Origin of the sequence: Pseudoalteromonas sp. 2CM37A, assembly GCF_023161885.1 — a bacterium.
GTDB classification, from domain to species: Bacteria; Pseudomonadota; Gammaproteobacteria; order Enterobacterales; family Alteromonadaceae; genus Pseudoalteromonas; species Pseudoalteromonas atlantica.
Genome location: NZ_JALNTJ010000010.1, coordinates 78,988 through 97,893, shown reverse-complemented (window position 1 = coordinate 97,893; position 18,906 = coordinate 78,988). Strand labels below are relative to the sequence as shown.

At 41.7% G+C, this 18,906-nt stretch carries 22 protein-coding genes; 12 read left to right on the top strand and 10 right to left on the bottom strand.

All coding sequences use genetic code 11. The annotated features are described in order from the left end of the window. Window positions 1-5 precede the first annotated feature (5 nt). The gene (gene leuC / locus MTF68_RS17280) at window positions 6-1,406 is read left to right on the top strand and encodes a 3-isopropylmalate dehydratase large subunit (protein WP_024033932.1); all 1,401 of its coding nucleotides are present in this window, start codon (window positions 6-8) and stop codon (window positions 1,404-1,406) included. Next, window positions 1,406-2,005 carry a 3-isopropylmalate dehydratase small subunit gene (gene leuD, locus MTF68_RS17275; protein ID WP_004589386.1) on the top strand — a complete coding sequence of 200 codons (600 nt, stop codon included), beginning with the start codon at window positions 1,406-1,408 and terminating at the stop codon, window positions 2,003-2,005. The genes leuC and leuD overlap by 1 nt, the downstream gene beginning before the upstream one ends. 83 nt (window positions 2,006-2,088) lie before the next feature. On the opposite strand, the gene MTF68_RS17270 is transcribed toward leuD, so the two are convergent. Continuing rightward, on the bottom strand, window positions 2,089-3,600 hold the full coding sequence (locus MTF68_RS17270) for a DUF3360 family protein (protein ID WP_096740302.1): 1,512 nt from the start codon (window positions 3,598-3,600) through the stop codon (window positions 2,089-2,091). 340 nt (window positions 3,601-3,940) lie between these two features. Between MTF68_RS17270 and MTF68_RS17265 the strand changes: the two genes are divergently transcribed. Further along, window positions 3,941-4,927: a hypothetical protein gene (locus MTF68_RS17265; protein WP_096740301.1), complete on the top strand. Its 987-nt coding sequence runs from the start codon at window positions 3,941-3,943 to the stop codon at window positions 4,925-4,927. 43 nt (window positions 4,928-4,970) lie between these two features. Then, window positions 4,971-5,564, top strand: coding sequence for a hypothetical protein (locus tag MTF68_RS17260; protein WP_054983311.1), 594 nt, complete (start codon window positions 4,971-4,973; stop codon window positions 5,562-5,564). A gap of 1 nt (window position 5,565) precedes the next feature. On the opposite strand, the gene MTF68_RS17255 is transcribed toward MTF68_RS17260, so the two are convergent. Further along, window positions 5,566-5,940, bottom strand: a complete 375-nt coding sequence (locus MTF68_RS17255) for a hypothetical protein (protein WP_004589382.1) — start codon at window positions 5,938-5,940, stop codon at window positions 5,566-5,568. Between the two features lie 98 nt (window positions 5,941-6,038). On the opposite strand from MTF68_RS17255, the gene MTF68_RS17250 reads away from it, so the two are divergent. Beyond that, entirely contained in the window at window positions 6,039-6,482 is a 444-nt protein-coding gene (locus MTF68_RS17250; protein WP_121638126.1) for a TerB family tellurite resistance protein, read from the top strand. A 3-nt stretch (window positions 6,483-6,485) separates the two neighbouring features. Here MTF68_RS17250 and MTF68_RS17245 read toward each other — a convergent pair whose 3' ends face one another. Beyond that, a complete protein-coding gene (locus MTF68_RS17245) occupies window positions 6,486-7,052 on the bottom strand; it encodes an NAD(P)H-dependent oxidoreductase (protein ID WP_029773331.1) in 567 nt (188 codons plus the stop codon). A gap of 118 nt (window positions 7,053-7,170) precedes the next feature. Between MTF68_RS17245 and MTF68_RS17240 the strand changes: the two genes are divergently transcribed. Further along, window positions 7,171-8,070 carry a LysR family transcriptional regulator gene (locus MTF68_RS17240; RefSeq protein ID WP_121638125.1) on the top strand — a complete coding sequence of 300 codons (900 nt, stop codon included), beginning with the start codon at window positions 7,171-7,173 and terminating at the stop codon, window positions 8,068-8,070. On the opposite strand, the gene norR is transcribed toward MTF68_RS17240, so the two are convergent. After that, window positions 8,063-9,619 (bottom strand): nitric oxide reductase transcriptional regulator NorR, encoded by a 1,557-nt coding sequence (gene norR / locus MTF68_RS17235; RefSeq protein ID WP_248463153.1) that lies wholly within the window; start codon window positions 9,617-9,619, stop codon window positions 8,063-8,065. The two genes, MTF68_RS17240 and norR, sit on opposite strands and share 8 nt — an antisense overlap. A gap of 160 nt (window positions 9,620-9,779) precedes the next feature. On the opposite strand from norR, the gene MTF68_RS17230 reads away from it, so the two are divergent. From MTF68_RS17230 to hmpA, 3 genes are read left to right on the top strand one after another with little or no spacing between them, the layout of a single operon-like run. After that, the gene (locus tag MTF68_RS17230; RefSeq protein ID WP_024033924.1) at window positions 9,780-10,049 is read left to right on the top strand and encodes a hypothetical protein; all 270 of its coding nucleotides are present in this window, start codon (window positions 9,780-9,782) and stop codon (window positions 10,047-10,049) included. After that, window positions 10,049-11,281 carry an NnrS family protein gene (locus MTF68_RS17225; RefSeq protein ID WP_121638123.1) on the top strand — a complete coding sequence of 411 codons (1,233 nt, stop codon included), beginning with the start codon at window positions 10,049-10,051 and terminating at the stop codon, window positions 11,279-11,281. The genes MTF68_RS17230 and MTF68_RS17225 overlap by 1 nt, the downstream gene beginning before the upstream one ends. A 20-nt stretch (window positions 11,282-11,301) precedes the next feature. Next, window positions 11,302-12,483: an NO-inducible flavohemoprotein gene (hmpA, locus tag MTF68_RS17220; protein WP_121638122.1), complete on the top strand. Its 1,182-nt coding sequence runs from the start codon at window positions 11,302-11,304 to the stop codon at window positions 12,481-12,483. A 60-nt stretch (window positions 12,484-12,543) separates the two neighbouring features. On the opposite strand, the gene MTF68_RS17215 is transcribed toward hmpA, so the two are convergent. The 3 genes from MTF68_RS17215 to MTF68_RS17205 all read right to left on the bottom strand — a co-directional run bounded on the left by MTF68_RS17215 (window position 12,544) and on the right by MTF68_RS17205 (window position 15,299). Further along, a complete protein-coding gene (locus MTF68_RS17215) occupies window positions 12,544-12,912 on the bottom strand; it encodes a hypothetical protein (protein ID WP_004589374.1) in 369 nt (122 codons plus the stop codon). Beyond that, complete coding sequence (locus MTF68_RS17210; RefSeq protein WP_121638121.1) at window positions 12,912-14,531, bottom strand: S41 family peptidase; 1,620 nt, start codon at window positions 14,529-14,531, stop codon at window positions 12,912-12,914. The genes MTF68_RS17215 and MTF68_RS17210 overlap by 1 nt, the downstream gene beginning before the upstream one ends. Window positions 14,532-14,639: 108 nt before the next feature. Continuing rightward, the gene (locus tag MTF68_RS17205; protein WP_121638120.1) at window positions 14,640-15,299 is read right to left on the bottom strand and encodes an endonuclease; all 660 of its coding nucleotides are present in this window, start codon (window positions 15,297-15,299) and stop codon (window positions 14,640-14,642) included. A gap of 126 nt (window positions 15,300-15,425) precedes the next feature. Here MTF68_RS17205 and MTF68_RS17200 point away from each other — a divergent pair, with 126 nt between their 5' ends. Next, window positions 15,426-15,776, top strand: a complete 351-nt coding sequence (locus MTF68_RS17200; protein ID WP_029773327.1) for a VOC family protein — start codon at window positions 15,426-15,428, stop codon at window positions 15,774-15,776. Here MTF68_RS17200 and MTF68_RS17195 read toward each other — a convergent pair. Together MTF68_RS17195 and MTF68_RS17190 are read right to left on the bottom strand one after the other, a co-directional pair. Continuing rightward, a complete protein-coding gene (locus MTF68_RS17195) occupies window positions 15,751-16,467 on the bottom strand; it encodes a hypothetical protein (protein WP_248463151.1) in 717 nt (238 codons plus the stop codon). The genes MTF68_RS17200 and MTF68_RS17195 overlap by 26 nt on opposite strands. Window positions 16,468-16,615: 148 nt before the next feature. Next, window positions 16,616-16,870, bottom strand: a complete 255-nt coding sequence (locus MTF68_RS17190; RefSeq protein ID WP_024033916.1) for a Rho termination factor N-terminal domain-containing protein — start codon at window positions 16,868-16,870, stop codon at window positions 16,616-16,618. Window positions 16,871-17,096: 226 nt separating this feature from the next. Here MTF68_RS17190 and MTF68_RS17185 point away from each other — a divergent pair, with 226 nt between their 5' ends. Then, window positions 17,097-17,477 carry a hypothetical protein gene (locus MTF68_RS17185; RefSeq protein WP_004589368.1) on the top strand — a complete coding sequence of 127 codons (381 nt, stop codon included), beginning with the start codon at window positions 17,097-17,099 and terminating at the stop codon, window positions 17,475-17,477. A 10-nt stretch (window positions 17,478-17,487) separates the two neighbouring features. Here the strand turns inward: MTF68_RS17185 and MTF68_RS17180 are convergent, their stop codons facing one another. After that, window positions 17,488-17,928, bottom strand: a complete 441-nt coding sequence (locus tag MTF68_RS17180; RefSeq protein ID WP_248463150.1) for a hotdog fold thioesterase — start codon at window positions 17,926-17,928, stop codon at window positions 17,488-17,490. A gap of 177 nt (window positions 17,929-18,105) precedes the next feature. Between MTF68_RS17180 and lexA the strand changes: the two genes are divergently transcribed. Next, window positions 18,106-18,723 carry a transcriptional repressor LexA gene (gene lexA, locus MTF68_RS17175; RefSeq protein WP_004588213.1) on the top strand — a complete coding sequence of 206 codons (618 nt, stop codon included), beginning with the start codon at window positions 18,106-18,108 and terminating at the stop codon, window positions 18,721-18,723. Window positions 18,724-18,906: the final 183 nt, after the last annotated feature.

The following is an 18,906-nucleotide window of genomic DNA, read 5'->3' as shown; positions in this document are numbered from 1 at the left end:
AGCAAGTGGCCCAAACGTTATACGACAAAATTTGGCAAGCACATACCGTTGCCAGCATAAACGAGCAAACTGATTTACTTTATATTGACCGTCATTTAGTACACGAGGTGACATCACCACAGGCTTTTGCAGGTCTACGTGAAAAAAACCGTACGGTACGTTGCCCAGAAAAAACCTTTGCAACAATGGATCATAACGTATCGACTAAAAGCCGATCACTTGATGCCGCAAGCGAAGTCTCTAAAAACCAGTTAATGGCACTTGATGCTAACTGTAAAGAGTTTGGCATTGTACTTTACGATTTAAACTCAATTAACCAAGGCATAGTGCATGTAATGGGGCCAGAACAAGGTATTACCTTGCCTGGCACTACCATTGTATGTGGTGATAGCCATACCTCTACGCATGGGGCGTTTGGCGCATTAGCGCACGGTATTGGTACTTCTGAGGTTGAGCATGTATTAGCAACGCAAACGCTACAGCAAAAAAAGGCAAAATCGTTAAAAATTCAAATTAACGGTGTGCTTCGCCCAACTGTAACCTCTAAAGATTTAATTATGGCGGTTATTGGTAAGTTAGGCACAGCTGGCGGTACAGGTTATGTTGCTGAATTTTGTGGTGAAGGCATTGAAGCACTTTCAATGGAAGCCCGTATGACGTTATGTAACATGAGTATTGAAATGGGTGCAAAAGCAGGTTTAATAGCACCAGATCAAATCACGTATGATTACTTAAAAGGTCGCCCATTTGCACCTAAAGGCGCTGACTTTGACGCCGCAGTTGAATACTGGGAAACCTTAAAATCAGATGAAGGCGCTGAGTTTGACTTGAGTGTTGAGCTTGAAGCTGACGACATTCAGCCGCAAATTACGTGGGGCACAAGCCCAGAGCAAGTAATTGGCGTTGATGAATGCATACCAGATCCTGACCAAGAACCAGATTTAATTAAAGCTGATGCTATACGCAGCGCACTTAGATACATGGACTTAAAAGCCGGCGATAAATTATCAAGCGCGAAAGTAGATACAGTCTTTATTGGATCATGTACAAATAGTCGTATCGAAGATTTACGTGCCGCGGCAAAAATTGTTGAAGGCAAGCAAGTAGTCGCAGGCATTGAAGCACTTATCGTACCGGGCTCTGGCCTTGTTAAAAAGCAAGCCGAAGACGAAGGCTTAGCCGATATTTTTAAAGCGGCAGGTTTTGAGTGGCGCGAGCCGGGCTGTTCAATGTGTTTAGCAATGAACGATGACCGCTTAGAAGCGGGCAAACGCTGTGCATCTACGTCTAACCGTAACTTTGAAGGCCGCCAAGGCCGTGGCGGGCGTACGCACTTAGTGAGCCCAGCAATGGCAGCGGCTGCTGCAATACATGGTCACTTTGTTGATATAAGAGGAGAAGCCTAATGAGCGTATTTTTTAGTGGCTTAATGGCCCCACTTGATAAAAACAATGTAGATACAGACCAAATTATTCCAAAGCAGTTTTTAACATCAACCAGCCGTGATGGTTTTGATGCAGCACTGTTTTACGATTGGCGTTACCTAGAAAACGGCGAACCAAATCCTGATTTTATTTTAAACCGCCCATGCTACCAAGGCGCGCAAATATTATTAACCCGCGACAACTTTGGTTGTGGCTCATCACGCGAGCATGCGCCGTGGGCGCTTAAGCAATATGGTTTTGAAGTAATTTTAGCGGAAAGCTTTGCTGATATTTTCTTTAATAACTGTGGCAACAACCAAATGCTAGCCATTGCGCTACCCGCTGATACGCTTGAGCAATTGTTTGTACTTAGTGAGCAACACGACGATATAAACATTCAAATCGATCTTGAAAACCAAACACTAACAAGCGATAAGTTTGCGCCAATTAGTTTTGATATTCGTAAAGACGTAAAAGAGCGTTTATTAAGTGGCTTAGATTTTATTGGTGTGACCGAAACGCTAAATCCACAAATTGATGCGTTTGAAAAACAACTTGCTGCTGAGCGCCCTTGGCAGTAACGAAAAGCAATTAATTACATATGAAAACAAAGCGCGGCTGAGTATATAAGCCGCGCTTTTTTTATGTTTAAGTCTTCTAATTATTAATGTCTAAAATCTGCCATTAGCGCAGGTATGCCTGGCAGCATACCAACAATAGCCATAACGGTAGTTAAAATAACAAACATAATTAGCGGAATAACCCAGCGGCTCATTTTAGTTAAATTAGCACTGCGCTCTTTACAGCCAATTAAGCCTAAGTTATCAAGCAGCATAGTTAGAGACCAACCAAAAGCAGGGTTTACCAAGCTTGAGGCAAACACAACAATAGCGGCCGATTGTGTTGTTTTACCTTCGCGTGTCATTTCCATACCCGCCTCAAGCAGCGGAATAAACACACCTACAATAAGCGCAACACACAGCACGGGTTGCCAAATGGCTAAATCCATTGGGTAGCCCCATAAACCCGCAATAATACAAAATACGGCTGTTAAAATGGCGCCCGCCGGGATAGGGCGTTTAGCAATAGCGGCAGGGACAATGTAAGTCCCCCACGATGAGGTAAAGTTAGCACCACCGGCCAGCGAGCCAAAGGTTTGTCTAACCGATGCGCTTAGCATGGTGTCGTCTATGTTCATTTGAACTTTTTCAGTGCGTTGCGGGTAACTAATTTTTTGAAATACTTGATGCCCTAAAAAATCCGGTGACCACATAGCCACAGCCAATACCGCAAACGGCAGCACAACCACAAAGCTTTCAAGCGTAGGTAAGCCAAGCATCCAGCCTGTGTTTTCGCCCCACCAATAAGCAGGGTTCATATTTGGTAAGCCCGGCGCAGTATTAAATTCAAACGGCGCACCGAGTGCAAATGCAACCACACCGCCAATAAGGCAGCTAAGCGGCACAGCTAACCAGCGCTTTTTAAAGTGCTCAAGTAACGCATACAATAAAATGGTCGCCAAAATAACAATAAATGCAATGTGCGCCATATCAATGGCCTCAGCCCATGCAAACAGCTTTTTAACCTGCGAAATTGTGCCAATAAAGCCTAAATATATAAGTAAGCCCCCGCACACACCTTTACTGGTTAAGCGTGCCAGCAAGCTCCCTCCTTTGGTTATGGCTAAAATAAAGCCAAAGGCACCAATCAGTAAGCCAAATGCCATAGGGTGGCCGCCAGCGGCAACCACAATAGGAATAAGAGGAATAAGTGGGCCATGAGTACCGGCTAAATTAGCCGTGGGTAAAATAAAGCCCGAAAACAAAATAATAAAAATAGAAACAATCAGTAATTCATAGCGTACGTTTTCTAACACAAACGCATCGCTTAAACCCAGTGGCGCTGCAAAAGTAGCGGCAATAGCACCCACCATAACGACTTTACCAATGGTGCCCGCCATGGCAGGAATCGTGTCTTCAAATTCAAAGCGGTAGTCTCTAAAGGGTAAATTAGGCCGCCAGCGTTTAGGCTGCATAATTTGCAGCTCGTGCTCTAGGTATTCGTCGCGGGTACTAAACTCTGAACTAGCTTTATGCTTATTTTGATAGCTGTTGGCATCATCTACGTGCGATGCGCTTGTTTTTTTTGGCTCGTTACCCTTTGGGGTTACTGACATAGTCCCTCCTGTTACTCGTTGCTTATTTATTAATACGGCTTTTGTTAAAGCAAATGAATAGTGAAGGAGCAGAGTAGATCAGCTTTTACTTAGGAATGTATAGGCAAAAGGTCGTGTATGGCTTTATTTTATGCTAAATCATTGTGTTTTTATTCTTAAATGTAAAGTATATTTTGTTTAAAATCAGTGTGTTGATTTGTTTTTTATGTGTTCTAATTTGGTGAAACATTGTAAAAACAAGGCTGTTATCCTTTAGTCTAAGTAGTGGTTTATGTATTTTAATTGAACTGAAATAGCACATCTGCTAGGTTCAATGGTTACTCAAATAATAAGAAATACAATGCAAATTCAATCCCCTAAATCAATTGGTATTCTACTTGGTACGCTTTACGGCATATTTATGCGGCTGTTTGTGGAGCTGCTTGATACTTATAATTTAAGTAGCCTTGTATCTATTTCATTTATGTTTTTAGTGCCCGTTGCAATTGGCTATATTCGTATTCATTTTGAATTTAAAAGCTCAAATACATTAACTAAAAGGCAAATGGTGACAATTGCTTGGCAGCCAATTTTTGTTTTTTTACTTGTAAGCGTTATTACACTACTGGAAGGCAGTATTTGTGTGGCAATGGCTTTGCCTGCCTTTATGCTCTTTGCAAGTATGGGTGGCTTACTGGCAGGCTTTATTAAAAACCGTCAAACAAAAAACGCTAACAAGCCTTTACTTTCAATAGTTTTGCTTCCTGTATTGCTCTCACCTATTGAGGTAAATTATTTACACTTATCAAAAACGTATGAAGTCACCAACTCTATAGTTATTGAAGCGCCTATAAACCGTGTGTGGCAGCAGCTTGCTAATGTAAGCACCATAGAGCCACAAGAATTGCCATTTTCGCTTACCCAATTAATAGGTGTACCTAAACCTTTAGAGGCAAATATGAATGCTACGGGGGTTGGGGCTGTTAGAACCAGTAAATGGCAAAAAGGAGTTACATTTAAAGAAGTGATTACGGATTGGCAGCCAAATAAACAGATGCTTTATAGATTTGAGATAGACCCTGATGCTATTCCCGATGATGCACTCGATAAACACGTAAAACTAGGCGGCGAATACTTTTCACCTCTGTATGGTGGGTATGCGTTAAGTGAAGATAAAAGCGGCAATACGATTTTAACTTTAAAAACGACTGTGCAAGATAATACAAATTTTGGTGTTTATTCGCGAATATGGGGTGAGGTGATTTTTCAAGACTTCCATTATTCACTTTTAACATTAATGAAAAACAGAGCAGAAAAGCCACTTGTCGCAGCTATTTCCCATTATTAACTTAAACCGCTATGGTATTAAAAAACTATTATAAGAGTACTTTATGAAATTATTAACGGCAGCAACGTTATTACTTGCCTCATCAGCGGCTATCGCGCGTCCTGCGCCTTTAGTATCTATACCTACACACGATGCGTTTTTTAATAATATAGCTGCGCATTGTGGTAAAGCGTTTGAGGGCAAAGTAAGCGTAGATAACGCAAAAGGCCCAAGCTCATTTGAGAATAAAAAACTAATTATGCATGTTCGTAAATGCACAGATAGCGAGCTACAAGTACCATTTCATGTGGGAGATGATGCATCGCGTACATGGATCATTACTAAAACGGGCAGTGGTTTGAGCTTAAAGCATGATCATCGCCATGAAAATGGCAGCGACGATGCTTCAACTATGTATGGCGGTCATACCCTTGATGCGGGTTTTGCACAAATGCAGTCTTTCCCGGCCGATCAATACTCTAAAGAGTTATTTGTAGCACAAGGTATTGCACAGTCGGCAGGTAATACATGGCAAATGTATATTTATCCTGAGGTATTTACGTATCGGTTAATTCGCCAAGGGCGCGAGTTTAAGGTGGACTTTGATTTAACTAAACCAATTACTCCACCAGCAGCGCCGTGGGGCTACGAAAAATAAACTATTTTTCTTTTTTCTCGGGTGCGTCACATTGTAGTAAAACGTTTAATGGTGGTTGATAAGCGCGTGGTTTAGTAGGAAAACGTTCGTACTCTTGCACGCCTTCAAGCACTTTTAACATAAAGGTTCTGCCGCGGCATAGTCTGTCTGCGTGGCGCAGTAAAAACATACTTTGATTAGCAAAGTGTTTGTAGTCGTCTGATTGTATTTCTATTTTATAGTTGTCTTCACCAATTTTGGTTTGGTAGTAATGTACTTTGTTATCAAAGTCGTATGACTTTTCTTTTTCGCCCACTTCTGCAAAGGCGCTCCCTATACCAGAAAAGGCTAGCAATGCAGCGCCAACAACTAAATGCGGTGTGTATAAGCCTTTCATAAAAATGTATCCTTTAATTTGCGAACTTAATACCCATTAATAAAGCATTAAGTGCGATGTATTTAAGTTAAGTCTAACACCCAAAAAGAGAATATGTGATGTTCAAACAAATAAAACAACTGTTTGCCGCTTTTGACGAGCAACAGCCAAGCATAGAGCAGCATGATCTAAAAACAGCGGTTGCTGCGCTGCTTATTGAAGTAATGCGTGCTGATTCTAAGCTCGACCATAATGAACAACACACCCTGACTGTAACCTTAAAAAAATACTTTAATTTAACAGAATCGGAAGTTGATGAGCTCACCACGAATGCCGCTGGTAGCTTAGATGGGGCTATTGATTACTTTCAATTTTCTAAGCAGATTAACGATCACTGCAGTGCGGCGCAGCGCATTGAAATAATTGAGCTATTATGGCGATTGGCGTATGCCGATGGAGAGATAGATCCTCAAGAAGAGTATGTAATACGCAAAGTGGCTGGGCTTTTATATGTAGCGCACACCGATTTTATCGCTGCTAAATTAGCAGCGACACAATCGTAAAAATTAGCTTAATTTACTAGCAACAGAAACGAGCTGCTGCGTTAATACGCTAACTTTTTCTGCAGTGGTTGGGTCGCTAATTTTTCCGTCTTCGTCAAATACAGTAAATGCTGATGGGATAGCGAGCTGATCGGCAAGTACTAACGAGCCAATCCCGCTTAAAATATCGCGTACATGGTTTAAGCCGCGCAGCCCACCCAAACCGCCCGGTGATGTAGCAAATAACGCCACTACCTTGTTGCGAAATGCGGGTACTGCGCCTTGCTCAGTTCGCGATGCCCAATCAATTGCATTTTTAAGTGCAGCAGTAATTGAGCCGTTGTACTCAGGGCTTGCCAGTAAAATACCATCAGCATTACGCAGTTTATCTTTCAATAGTTGGGCATCGGTGGGTGTGCCTTGCGCTTCAATGTCTTCGCTAAATAATGGCAAATTTAACTCAGCGAGTGTAATTACTTCCACTTCAGCACCGGTTTGCAGAGCAAAACGAGCTGCTTCGTTAATGAGTTTTTGGTTAAAGCTATCTTTACGCAGGCTACCCGCGAGCGCGATAATTTTTGGTGCTGACATAATTTAGACCTTTTTATTGGTTGGGTATGACACTAATGTAGCAAATTTTTGCTTGTAGAAAACCCGAATAAACGCAACACTTATGTGCGTATATGCACATAAGTAGAAGGCGGGTAGCGTGGCAATAAAATTTGACGACTGGCAAGACGTAAAAGTTGCCTTTGAAGTGGCAAGGCTAGGTACTTTGACCGCCGCAGCAGAGGCATTAAGTGTGCACCATAGCACAGTGTTGAGGCGAATAAATAACTTAGAGAAAAACTTAAATGTACGGTTATTTCATCGCCATGCGCGCGGATATAAAGTAACCGAAAGCGGGGCAAAATTATTTGAAACCGCTCAAGCGATAGATAACTCACTTGAAGGTTTACATAACGCCATTGCCGCAGCCGATAGTGAGCTCAGAGGGAGCTTGTTACTGACTACCGTGAGTGGTTTTATGGATATGCTAAGCAACGTGTGTGAGCAATTTCAAACATTGCATCCGCAAGTGCAGCTAGAAGTGATTTTAGAGCAAAAGCGCCTAAGGCTTGACCACGGACAAGCTCATATAGCAATACGAGTAGGCCCCAAACCAGATGAAGGCGACTATATAGCGCAGCACTTAGCTAAGCTATCGGCCGGCCTCTATGCCCACAAACGTTATATTGCTAAACACGGCATGCCAAAAACCTTAGAAGACTTAAAGCAGCATAATTTTATATCTGGTATTGCGGGATTTAATGCGCGTGTACCGTACTTTAGCTGGGTTGATGAGTTTATTCCTCAGTCGCAAATTAAATTAAGAGTATCAGAAACCTCAGAAGCGGCGCGCGCGGTTATTAAAGGCTTAGGCATAGGGGGGTTGCACCAAAGCGCGATAGAAAATAACCCCGACGTAGTGCCTATATTGCACGACAAATTACATTGGGAGTTTGACTCTTGGTTGGTTACTCACCATTTAGTACACCGCACCGCGAAAGTACAAGCTTTTGCAGGCTTATTAAAAACCTACTTTAGTAACATGCCACACGTTAAATAGTTTTTTTAACTTTAATGCCTAAGCGTTTGGCAAGCCTAACTAGGTTGGCTCTGTCGAGTTCAAGGGTTCGTGCAGTAGCTGCCCAATTATAATTATGCTGTTTTAATTGCTCGGTAATAACCGTAAATTGCAAAGATTCAACGGCTTGTTTTAAGGGCTGATGATGGGCAGTGTGGGCGGTAATTGGCGTGCTAACGTGCGCGTTGTTGTTTGGTTGTTGGGCTAAATCGCAGTGCTCGCTTGTAATTGTTATTATTGGGTTTTGCCACTGGCTTTGTTTAGCTTTTAATGCGCTGCGGCTAATAACATGCTCAAGCTCGCGTACATTACCAGGCCAACTGTATTGGTTGAGCAATACTTGCGCTTCAGTGCTTAGCTTTAATTGTTTAATACCTAATTTACGGGCAGTTTGTTCAATAAAATAACCAGCCAATAAAGTTATGTCGTGCTCGCGTTTATTAAGTGGCGGCACGCTAATAGGGTAAACACTTAGCCGGTGATATAAATCGGCTCTAAAGCGGCCTTGCGCTACCTCATGTTTTAAATCACGATTAGTGGCTGCTATTACCCTTACATCCACATATTTTGGCGTGTCTTCTCCCACTGTTTGTATTTCACCACTTTGCAACACACGCAATAATTTGCTTTGCATAGCCAATGGTAGCTCGCCAATTTCGTCTAAAAATAACGTGCCACCATCAGCTAACTGAAACTTACCTTGGCGGGCATTTTGTGCGCCAGTAAATGAGCCTTTGGCGTGGCCAAAAAACTCACTCTCTGCAAGATTTTCGGGGAGTGAGGCACAATTTAAGTGAATCAGCGGTTGATCTTTTCGGGCAGAATTTAAGTGAATATTACGCGCTACTAGCTCTTTTCCTACGCCCGTTTCTCCTAACACCAATACACTAAAATTAGAGGCCGCAACGAGTTTTATTTCATTTTTTAGCGTTTGCATTACAGGGCTTTGGCCAATAATTTCGCCGCCATCGCGAGTAAGCGCATCACGCGTTAACTCTTGCACAAGGGCGTTTGAATGCTGTGCATGGTGTTTGTAATGGGCAAGTTCTAGGGCTGTTTTAAAATGCGCACTGCACAGTGTTTGTAAGGTGCTGAGTGTATCTGCGCTAATACTACTAAAGGCATTTGCGTTTAAGCTATCGAATGTAAGCACGCCTAGCAAAGTGTTTTTATCGTAAAGGGGTAAGCCTAAGCAGGCATGCACAGGAATATCGCCCGTTTTGGCCAGCAGTAGGCCGTCGTATGGGTCGGGCAGGGGGCAGTCGTGTGCAAACTGTAATGCGTGGCTTGCACTACAAATGGCCGCTAATCGTGGGTGCTCTGCTATTTTAAAGCGCCTGCCAAGGCTGTCGGACATCAGACCTTTGATGGCTAAGGGCTTAAGTTGCTCGCCCTGCACGACAAGTAATGCACTGGCATCACTAGGTATTACACGTTCAACCGTTGCCAATAATTGATCAAAGCTGTGCTCGTGCAGCGTGCTTTGGGCAAGCTCTAAAGCCACTTGGGTAAGGTTGAATTGCTGGTTCATGTCAAAATGACCTATTCGTGTTTTTATGATTTAAATTAGAGTGTGTCATAAAGACTCAATTTGTAAAGTGTTTATATTTAACTTACTGAATATTAATGTTTTATTTTATTGGCACACTATGTGTAATAGCTAAGTAACGTTAATGGTTACTGAGGTAGTTATGAACACACTTACACTAAATAATGTAAACAACCAGGTTGAGTTAGGCGTATTTTTTAAATCGCTATTATTTACTGCTAATGCAGTATTAGGGCTTAGCGCTATTTGTATGGTTGTGAGCATTTTAATTAGTTACCCGTACGCAGAGCACTTTTCGATGCAGGTACAAATATCAGCGCATATTAGTACGATTGTAGTGGCAGCTATTTTAAAAGTTAGTTATGTGCTGCGTTGTGTTGCTCAACATGGTTTAGGGCAGGAAGTACGCTAATGCGCCCACTAAATTTAACAGAGCCAATGCCTGCACGCGTGGCTATTCATCACGTAACACAATGGCCGTTATGGATGCTTGCATTTAGACCCTACTTTTTAGCAGGCGGTTTGCTGGCATTTTTATCGATAGGGTATTGGCTACTTATTTTAACGGGCTATGCTAGTTGGCACTTAACCATGCCAGCCACACTTTGGCACGCGCACGAAATGCTATTTGGCTTTGCAGGAGTGGTAGCAGTCGGTTTTTTACTTACGGCGGCACAAACTTGGACGGGCGTTGAAAGTATAAGTGGCAAAGCACTTATGCTGCTTACTTTTGTATGGATAAGTGCTCGTTTAGCGTTTTTTATAAAGCTGGCTGATTTTGCTAATGCTAATTTATGGCTTGTTACTGTGCTACAGCTAGCATGGTGGCTAGGGGCAATTACGGCACTGGCTAATATGCTAATAACAGCACGCAGTAAAAATAATTACCCGTTTTTAGTTATTTTAAGCGTGTTGTGCGCCCTTAATACTCTTTATTTACTACTTGTTTTAAATAACAACATGCAGCTTGCATTAGCTGTAGTTGACACTGCGGTATTGGTTGTCAGCTTACTGGTCGGCATTGTAGCAGGGCGGGTTATTCCTTTTTTTACAGCTAAAGGCTTAGCGCTTAGCGAGCAAGTACGCACTCCTAAAATTGATAAAGCGCTGCTGTATTTATCAATATTGGCAATTACTTTATTTTTTATCAGTAAATTATTTTTAAGCTCAATTAGCCCTGCATTCATTGTTGCAATAGTGGCTGTGCTTCACTTAATTCGCGCAAAACTTTGGTGGCATGCAAACGTGCTAAAAGTGCCTTTATTATGGTCTTTGCATTTTTCTTATTTTGCTTTAGGTGTTGGCTTAATGATGATTGCATTGAGCTTTTACACAAGCGAAATACATTTTAAAGATGCGCTCCACCTTATCACTATTGGCACAATAGGGATGATGATTTTAGCCATGATGACCCGTGTATCACTAGGGCATACAGGGCGTAGGCTTAATATACCTAAATATATATCTGTTGCTTTTGCGCTTGTGCTGGTGGCAGCTATTACTCGCTCCATACTCCCCTTAATTATTGGGCCACACTTTACTTGGCAGCTCAGTGCCTTGCTGTGGTTAGTGGCTTTTTTGTTATTTTTAATTTACTGCACACCTATATTAACGCGGCGTCGTGTTGATGGGCGCCGTGGTTAGTTTACCTACAGGACTACATTATGTTATCTGATAAAACCATTGAGATTGTTAAAAGCACTGTTCCGTTATTAGCGCAAGCCGGCACGGTTGTGACCGATCATTTTTATAAGCGACTATTTAGCCATAACCCAGAGCTTAAAAATATTTTTAATATGACCAACCAAAACACCGGGCGCCAGCAATTTGCTTTGTTTAACGCCTTAGCGGCATACGCTCAAAACATTGATAACTTAGCGGTGTTAAAAGAGGCATTAGCGTGCATTAACCATAAACACACCAGTTTAAATATTTTACCAGAGCACTACCCGATTGTTGGTGATCACTTAATTGGCACCTTAAAAGAGCTAATACCAGAGCAGTTTACACCAGATGTAGAATACGCTTGGCGTGAAGCATATGCACTGCTTGCTGATATGTGTATTACCGAAGAAGCGGCTTTATATGAGCACAGTAAAAATACACGCGGTGGTTGGGCGGGCACGCGCCAATTTGAAATAACCAACAAACAGGTTGAATCAGCACTCGTAACAAGTTTTACACTTACGCCGGTTGATGGCAAAGCGGTGATTACCCATAAACCTGGCCAATATTTAGGTATTAAAGTTAAACCAGCGGGCGCTGAATATGAAGAAATTCGCCAGTATTCTATTTCACAAAAAGCCAATGGTAAAAACTACCGTATTAGCGTTAAAAAAGAGCTACAGCCAAAGCCTGGCATGGTGTCTAATTATTTACACTCACTAGCTCAAGGTGACATAGTTGAACTATACCCGCCTGCAGGTGATTTCTTTTTACGAAATAGTAAAAACCCAGCGGTACTGATTTCAGCAGGTGTAGGGCAAACCCCAATGCTTGCGATGCTCGAAACGCTATTAAGCGATAACCCTAAGCAAAATATTATGTATTTACATGCGTGCGAAAATACGCAGCAGCATTCGTTTGCACACTATTTAAATGAATTAAGTACGGCTTATAACAGCTTGCAAACTATTACGTGGTTTAATCAAAGTAGTGATAGGGCTGATTTTACAGGGTTAATGGACTTAACTGCCATAAAAACACAGTTACCTCTTAAAAATGGCGATTTTTACTTATGCGGCCCCGCTGGGTTTATGGCGTTTGTGAAAAGCCAGTTAATGGCACTCGGTGTTAAAAACGAGCATATTCATTACGAAGTGTTTGGTCCGCATCAAGACTTATAAACCAAGAGAAAAATGATAAAGGCACACAGCATAAATGCTGTGTGCCTTTTTAATAGTATTTTATTGTGCTTTACAGCTTACGTTTTTAAGCTCAATAGACATATCTTTTTTAGGATAATAAAGCACGCACTGCTTGCCGATTATTTGTAAAACAAACTTTTCTGGCTTGATATTATGCGCGCCCATTATGGGCATACCATTTGAGTCTTTACTATTTCCATGGCTTAGTAATAACTCGCTGCGTTTAGTAAAAACGGTGTCGGCCAGTGTAACTAGTGTGCCGCCCTTTGCTTTTATAATCGCTTGCTGGAGCGTGGCTATAACGCCTGGGTTTACCTCGGTTAGTAGTGCAGGCTTAGCAGTGGCATTACTCATACTGTTACAGCCTCCAATAAATAATAAGGTTAATATTGCCAGTAGTTTAGCCATTACTTATCCTTATTTAACGTAGGCCAGGTTAAATCCATATTGCCACGGTTAACGTTATTAGGTGCGTTTAAAGGTAATAGCTGCTTGCTATCGCCAGCAGCGCTTTGTACTTGCGTTTTAATACTTGCAGAGGCGGTGCTAACAGGGCACGTGCCGTTATTATCAATATGATAAAGCGCAGTAGAGAGTATCCCTTCGTTTGGATCGCCTAGTTGATTATCAAAGTCGTCACTGACTACACAGCCTTTTACATCAGCATCAAACTGTGGTGTAGGCGTTGGCGTAAAGCCTGCTGCATATTCACCAAACCCTTTACTGTTAATACCGCTAAATTGAATGGTGTAATAGGTGGTGCCACAGTTATGTGTTGGGGTAAAACCGTATGGTTTACCGCAGGTTGTGTCGCCAATGAGCACTACCTCGGCGTCAATGCCTTTTAAGCCATTAATAAAGGCTTCTGAGGCTGAACACGTACCCGATGTACTAAGCACATACACCTTAGATAGGTTTAAATCGGGGAGGCTTTCGCCAGTGCTAAAAAAAGTTGAGTAATCAATTTCTTCATCTATAAACGGAAAAGGCGACTCTACCGGTTGTTTATCGTTTTGCTGAGTTTGGTAATAAATACGGTTTTGAATGTTGGCGCTGCCCGCCACCATGTAAGCCAGCTGCGAAGAAAGCGCTAATAAACCGCCTCCGTTATATCTAAAGTCGATAACAAGCTCTTCTACGTTATCGGTTTTAAATTTATTAACTGCAGCAATTAAGCCTTCTTGGGCAATACCTATATGGCTATTAAACTGCATGTACCCTACGCTAGTGCCATTTGCAGTGGTAATGGTTTTTACGTTTTGTACAGGTGTTTGCTCTATGTTGCCGGCAGTTACGTTAAAGGTTTTTTCAGCGCCATCGTTACTGCGCACAACGATGGTGTGCGAGTCGCCATTAGTGGGGCTAAATAATCCTTCGTTTAAGGTATCTACGCCTGCTTGTGTGCTGGTATTAATGCTTACGCCATCAACTTCAAGTACAGTATCGCCACGTTGAAAACCAATTTGGCTTGCTGGTGAGTCGTCTTCTAGGTAGGCAACACGTAAAATTCTATCAGCTGGGTCGCCAATAAATGCCCAATTTATACCATAGCCTGAGGTTACACCTGATTGCGCTTCTTGAAAGTAGTCCTCAGAAGGCTCTGAAAAATGAAAATTATCTTTTTTAGCACCAGAGTCGGTTAGTTCTTCGGTTTTTAGTTGGGCAAAATAATCGGCCACTGTAGCAAAGTTTTCAGGGTCGTTATCGGCTATTTCATCATACCAAAGGTAGGTTTCGTCGCTCCACGAGCGAAGCCAAAGCTTTTCGTAAAGGGCCGAACCGGCTTGGTCTGGGTAAGGCTCATTATTATTAAACGGATCGTTACCTGTGCGTGGGTTTTCGCAAAAGTTTTTTAACTCCTCCGATGGCTCAAATACACCTGCCGTCCAAGTTGGGGCTGAACTAGCAGGGGGGGTGACGACTGGGTCGGGCGTTTCATTCATGCTGCTACCACCGCCACAGCCCACAAGCGTTAGGCTTGAAAGTGCAGCAATAATAGCGAGTGTTGCTTTATTATTTTTAAACATACAAAACTACTTTTTGTAAATAAGTTGTTTAAAATACTACAACACCCGCTCATTTATTCAACGTATTCGCCCCTAAATTATGTAAATGAGTGTATACACTTAGGTGTGCTACAGCTTACTTGCGCTGCTTTTATCTGCAAATGCTTGTTTTTGCCAGGCATCAAATAGTTTTTGTTGTTTAGCTGATATTTCTAAGCCGTATGTTTTTTGCATATAGGCGTAGGTGTCGGCAATGCGCTTACGGGCATAAAAAGGAGGCTCTACAACGCGTTGTTTAAAGTTAACCTTTACTTGGCAGCGGCCATATTGGGTGGCGTTTTCGCTAAGCATACCAAAGCGATAGTTAGAGCGATCTGCGTTAATTTCGCCAATAGCAGGGGCTAAATTGTTTATATCGGCTTCCATTTTTCTAAATTTAGCACTGACCTTGCGACAGTTTTTACGACCACCGTTTTGCCAGCATTGTAGCTGGTGACCAAATTCCCACGCCGGCACTATATGCTCCCACTCTATACGCAGTGCACGTACATTAACCTTGCCAGAGGAAGTTAACGTATTACGCGGAATATAACCACAGTTGCTAGGGTCGGGGATTAGCTTTTTACCTTGTTTTTTAATGTCGCAGCCGCAGTAAAGGCTTTTGGCGTTTTCGGGTAGGGTTTTAATTAAGTGCCTTTTAGCCGTTGAAAAACGGGTAAATTCTTCACTCGATGCAGAAAAACAAATACAACAAGCCACAAAGGCCAAAATAAATTTAAGCATATCCATCACATACGTGAACTACAGGAGGCGCTAGTCTAAAGTTTTGCTGCTAAAAGATAAAGCCTGAACAAATTTTAATCCGCGTTGCTTAGTACACTCTATACTGATATAAAAAATAGCGAGGAGATGACTATGCTAGGTGCTTTTTCAATAAGTTTAACGGTTAAAGACATTAGAGCCTCAAAAGCGTTTTACGAAAAGTTGGGCTTTAGCGAGTTTGCAGGTGAGATAGAGCAAAATTGGCTAGTGATGAAAAACGGTGAGCATTTAATTGGCTTGTTCTCGGGTATGTTTGATAAAAACATGCTGACCTTCAATCCTGGCTGGGATCAAAACGCACAAACCGTTACAGAGTTTAAGGATGTTGATGCGCTTAGCGAATATTTTCAAAGCGCTCATATTCAGGTTGAACCTGTGGGTGATAAAAGTTTTATTATTACTGACCCAGACGGCAACCCTATTTTGATTGACCAACACGTGTAAGTTTTTTTAGCCTAACGTTTTGTATTAATAAAATAATACCGCATAAACAAAATAGTACGCTGGTGGCTGCAAAACTGATGAGAAGCGGGTTGTTAAAATCTTCTCGCTCATCGTAATCCATTATGTGTAGCATCCAAAAAAAGTCGAATATGCGCCATAGTGTGCTGCGAACGGTGATAACTTTGCCGTTAATTGCATTTAAATACAGCGTGGTATTAAAGGTGTCGTTAAATTGTACTTGCCACACATTTGTTTTATATCCCACCTCTCGAGTGCCTTGTTTTAAAAGCGTTGTGCTAATTGGCTTAGCGTCGATGAGTAAATGCGCTTGTGCATTAGCGGTAATTTGTATTTTAGTGGGTGGCTGAAAAGGGCGGCCCGTTAAACCATTAAAGCTTTGCTGCTCGTCAGTATTAATAACAGTAATAAGCGGGGTCGTTAAAAAGTGCTCAAACACTATTTGCGTGGGGTTAGGCACTTGCGCAGTAATATTATAGAGTGATGTGGGGTAGTCTGCTTGAGTAAATGGGTTTGTAAGTGTGCGCTTAGCAAGGTGCTTACCGTGTACGTATTCAAGTGGTATCGCGCTCATTACTAAGCCGCCTAAAAGCCAAGCTAAAATTTGTAAGGCAAGTAAATAGCCTAGCCACTTATGTAGTTTTCGAGCGCGCTTAAATAGTTGTTTTCTCATTTTGTGCTTCTTATTATTTTTAGCGTTAGTGTATTACAGCAGCCCATGCTTTTACTGCGGCATTTTGTCGCAGTTATTCATAAGCTAAGCTTACTCTAACTTTATAAAAATAATAAAAAGGAGCGGTAAAAAATCAGTGAGGCTGTGTTTAATGCTCACGTAAAGCATTTATTAGCCCTTGTTTGCTCATTTTTGAGCGGCCGCTAATGCCGAGCTCTTTAGCTTTATTGTACAGCTGCTTTTTAGTGCGCTGCTCATACTTTGAGGCTTTGCCGCCTTTGACAGCGGTTTTATGAGTATTGCTATTAGCAATGCGCGCGGCTTTTTGTTTGCTCATGCCTTCATCTCGAAGCGCATCGTACTGATCGTCGTTTTTAATTTGCGGGCCATGATCTACCATAATTGTCCTCCTGAAGCGTTTAATTACACAGTGTGTATAACTTTCATACATAAACGGTAAAATTAAGCGTAACTAGCCTAACCCGTTTTATAAGGCAAATTAGGTGCCAATGGCGTTTAAACAGGTATTTTCTATTAATAAAGCCATGTTTAGCGCTTTGTTGATTTGGTATAAAAGTAAAACTGCGTTAAAGTTTGCGATGAAACTATAAGAGGGTAAAAAGCAGACAATGTCGGAAATTCAATTTTTAAATGTAGATCTAGAGCTTGAGTCTAAACAAGATATTAGCGCCCTAGTGGCAGACTTAAAGAAAAACGCGATGGTTTTGCATTATGACAAAGACGAATATCGTCAATTGGCGCGTATTGAAGCCTCAGGTGATATAACCACGCCAGACAAAGCAATCAACCACTTATGTGAATTAATAGAGTCGTGTTCACGTAATGCGCTTAAGCAGTGGCTAAGCTGTTCGCGCAGAACGTTTGATATAGGCTTTGAGTCGGGCACGTCACCTAAGTGTTTTAACCAAGCTCTACATGCAGATACACTGCTACGTATATCTGCCATTGGCGCTGGGATGGAAATAACGATTTACCCTATCGAAAAGTAGCCATAGTTAATTATTTGCGCTCGACAACCGCTGCGGTCATTTTTGATACGCAGCAAAGCTCGCCGCGGCTATTGGTTATTTTTATTTCCCATACAGAACTGCGCTTACCAATATGAAATGCACGAGTGACGGCGGTTAAAGTGCCATTTCGAGAGGCCTTTAAGTGGCTGGCGCTAATTTCCTGTCCAACACAATAAAATTTTGTAAAGTCCACTACAAAGTTAGCGGCGTAGCTTGCTACGGTTTCGGCAAGTACCACATTTGCGCCACCATGTACCATACCAATAGGATTATGATGCTCAGGAATAGCAGGCATGGTAGCCACCAGGTAATCATCTCCTATTTCAGTTATTTCTATGCCCATGGTTTTCATTAGCGTGCCTTGGCAGTTTATTCCCTCATCTAACTGTTTGCAAAGCTCTAATGTGATGGGTTGATGCCAAATACTCATAATTACTCCTTTATATTGAAAGCAAATTTATAGCATTTTAAATACTGAACGTCTGCAATTACCTAAAATTTATCCAGGTGCGGTGTATTTAGCTATTTTAAAGCACAATTTAAATTTGCGATTTTTATTTAACTGTATATACTCACAGTTAAATGTACTGTATGGAAAGCCAGTTGTATGCGACCATTAACTAAACGCCAAGCTCAAATACTCGAACTAATAAAAGTTTTTATTAAAGACACTGGTATGCCTCCTACACGTGCCGAAATTGCGCAAACACTCGGTTTTAAAAGTGCCAATGCCGCAGAAGAGCACTTAAAAGCGCTTGCCAAAAAAGGTGTTATTAAAATGAAACCAGGCGCAAGCCGTGGTATTCAATTGGTTGAAGAAGAAGAGCCTGAGCAACTAGGTCTACCATTAATAGGTAGAGTTGCAGCGGGTTCGCCTATTTTGGCGCAAGAACATGTTGAGAGTCACTGTAAAATAGACCCACTTATGTTTAAACCAGCCGCCGACTTTTTATTGCGTGTTAACGGTATGAGTATGAAAGATATAGGTATTATGGATGGCGACTTACTTGCCGTACACCGTACTCAAACAGCTGAAAACGGCCAAGTTGTGGTTGCACGAGTAGATGAAGACGTAACCGTAAAACGCCTAGAAAAAGCAGGCCGAAAAGTATTATTACACGCCGAAAACGAAGAGTTTACGCCAATTGAAGTAGACCTTGAAAACGAGTCGTTTAATATTGAAGGGTTAGCCGTTGGCGTAATAAGAAATGCCGACTGGATGTAATTTTTAACTAATATCTATAAATGCGCACTTTTTAGTGTGCATTTTTGTTTTAAAAACAAACCTTCCACCATCTCAAAGCGCCCTAAAATTATTTAGGCTGTAAACTTTTTTTCACTCATACTTTTATCTTCCTAAGCGTGTTACATCCCTTAATTTTGCTCGTGTCTTGGCTGTTAAATAACA